This is a genomic window from Aneurinibacillus danicus (assembly GCF_007991215.1).
Lineage (GTDB): Bacteria > Bacillota > Bacilli > Aneurinibacillales > Aneurinibacillaceae > Aneurinibacillus > Aneurinibacillus danicus.
In genome coordinates, this window is sequence record NZ_BJXX01000248.1 from 1 (window position 1) to 2,488 (window position 2,488).

The 2,488-nt window shown below is 44.2% G+C and carries 2 protein-coding genes and 1 pseudogene; 1 reads left to right on the forward strand and 2 read right to left on the reverse strand.

Features of this window, described 5'->3' with window-relative positions; translation table 11 throughout:
* Nucleotides 1-381, reverse strand: a pseudogene (locus tag ADA01nite_RS21510) (hypothetical protein); the annotation flags it as partial.
* A gap of 88 nt (nt 382-469) precedes the next feature.
* On the reverse strand, nt 470-919 hold the full coding sequence (locus tag ADA01nite_RS21515) for a MarR family winged helix-turn-helix transcriptional regulator (protein WP_146812474.1): 450 nt from the start codon (nt 917-919) through the stop codon (nt 470-472).
* Between the two features lie 673 nt (nt 920-1,592).
* Here ADA01nite_RS21515 and ADA01nite_RS21520 point away from each other — a divergent pair.
* The gene (locus ADA01nite_RS21520; RefSeq protein ID WP_146812475.1) at nt 1,593-2,363 is read left to right on the forward strand and encodes an enoyl-CoA hydratase/isomerase family protein; all 771 of its coding nucleotides are present in this window, start codon (nt 1,593-1,595) and stop codon (nt 2,361-2,363) included.
* Nucleotides 2,364-2,488: the final 125 nt, after the last annotated feature.

The window sequence follows — 2,488 nt, forward strand, 5'->3', positions numbered from 1 at the left end:
TACACGGATAAATGTTCCGATGTTTTTTAATAAATAAATGAAAATCAATAACTCTAGTAATATAAAGAAACCTTCAATTACGAAAAAGGTATATTTTAACAAAATATACTGCTCCCGAAGATTAAACGGCATTAGCCAGTAAAGAATAAATAACCCAGTGACAGCAATTCCGGGGAATGTTTTCAGCGATCTTTTTATTCTGCCAATGGTAAAGTAATAGACAGTCGCTAAACATAACGGAAAAACCATAACAACTGCAAATAAAACGGATACATTTTCTAAAAGACCGGGCTGTTTTTGAATGAACAAATACATAAAACCAATTATTAAAGTCGAAGCAAGAATAAATAAGCTGTAGTTCGGTTTTTGCTTTTCATTCATACAGGTATCTTCCCTTCATATATTGTTAAATAAACTTAATTATTAAGTGAACTTAAATATTAAGCATACTTCTCAGTTGGGAGAAGTATTATGAGTGGTGTTCCTTTATAATGATTTCATATAACTTATCAGTAATTTCTTTCAGCTTCACCAAGTCATCTCTATTCAGTTTACCGTAATATTTATTCATTAAGCGCAATTCCACTTCATCTACTTTTTCGTTATACGCTTTGCCTGTTTCATCTAGGCTGACAATAATTTCGCGACGATTCCCTTCATTAATGTTACGCCGAACGTATTTTTTTTCTTCCAGCTTTTTAATAAGCTGACTGGCAGCACTTGCTGTTATTGAAAAAGCCTCAGCAATTTCATTTACTGTCAAGCTTCGATGCTTCAATAAATCTAACAGCATCACCTGCTTTTGCGTCAATTCTTGATATTCCTCTCCCAGCATTTCTCTAATCTCCTGTAAAAGCAACGTCGTGATTGCATCTGATTTTTCTTTAATCGCATAATATAAAGCAGTAACATCGCTCATTTTTATCACCTTTTCCATGCTTCTTCTAATTATATTATAAAGAAAGCTAAATATTTAAGTAAACTTAAAATTTAACCAAAAAAATGTGACTGCCCGAAATAGACCAAAAATTCCTTTGAGAGGTCGCCCCTTACACCCATCAAGGTAACATATCGCCAAAAAATCGCTATGTTAAAACTTTAGTCCATGTCTATATCGTTTGCTAGTGGTGTCAGCTACGCTGGTAGTGGGCCTATTAATTAAATCACTATACCCTCTGGACAAAGCATAAAAAAGCCGGTTACGCCTCTTAACGTGGTGAAAAACAGCTATTTTTTTGCTTGAATTTGCTTACGTGGTAAATCCGCGTTTTGCTGGCTCTACCCCATACATAAATAGCTTCCTTTTAGAAAAAATATCAAAAATATAATAAAATTTTAAAAAAATAAATATTTAAAAAATATATAAAAATATGAGAAAATATTCCTTGTAAAATAAAAATTACATATCCCGCCAGGGGAGATCTCACCTTACGGCTGGAGGCGCGGCGCTTATCCCCCGGGATCGGCGTCTTCCGTGGACATTGCAGTATGAACGGCAAGACTGTCGCCCATGCCACCCTTGCCATCGCCAAGGTCAAGCCGGACAAATACGTTGATATCCCCTGGTAGGGGGCGTCAGGAGGTACATCCATATGAGCAATGTTCTTTATGAAAAACGCGATGGCGTGGCCTATGTCACCCTCAACCGCCCCGAGGCGATGAATGCCATTGACGAGGCCACTAACGCGGAACTGGAGAAAGTGTGGCGGGATTTCGCCGCTGATGATGCCGTAGATGTGGCCATTCTCACCGGCAGCGGGCGGGCCTTTTGCGCCGGCGCCGATCTGAAGACCTTTATCCCCAAGTGGGAGGAGGCCAACATGCTGGATGTTCGCAAGAATTTCCCCCATGGCCTCGGCGGTGGGCTGACTCGTGGGCAGCACCGTCTCTACAAGCCCATCATTGCCGCGATCAACGGCTATGCCGTCGGCGCCGGCCTGGAAATCGCTCTGGCCTGTGATATCCGCATCGCTTCCGAAAAGGCCAAATTCGGTGTCTTCGAGGTACGCTATGGCCTGCACCAGGGCGATGGCGGCCTGGTCCGCCTGGTGGCGGTGGCCGGGATTGGCGTAGCCCTTGATCTCACCCTGACAGGGCGGGAGGTCTCGGCCCAGGAGGCGCTCGCGCTAAGACTGGTCACCCGCATCGTGCCGTCGGAAGAACTGATGCAGGCCGCCGAGGAAACGGCGCACATGATACGGTGCAACAGCCGCAATGCCGTTCGATCCGCCAAGGAGACCATCCTTGAACTGATCGGACGCCCACTGGACGACGGACTGAGGCTGGAGGCGCTATACGGCTATTCGAGTCTGGGGGATTTCGCCGATGCCCGTGCGAGGCTCGCCCAGTTTGGAAAGAAATAGCCCTGTACCAGCGAAGCTGACACCAGAGCAAAGGGAGTGTCAATATTTTTTGTCGTGGGGACGTTTATAGATTAGCCGAGAACACTCGTGACTTCAGTCATGAGTGTTCTCGGCTTTGGACAAGG

What these genes read in the sequence shown, in the direction of transcription:
- ADA01nite_RS21515 (WP_146812474.1), bottom strand. Translation starts at nt 919, where the DNA reads ATGAGCGATGTTACTGCTTTATATTATGCGATTAAAGAAAAATCAGAT.
- ADA01nite_RS21520 (WP_146812475.1), top strand. Translation starts at nt 1,593, where the DNA reads ATGAGCAATGTTCTTTATGAAAAACGCGATGGCGTGGCCTATGTCACC.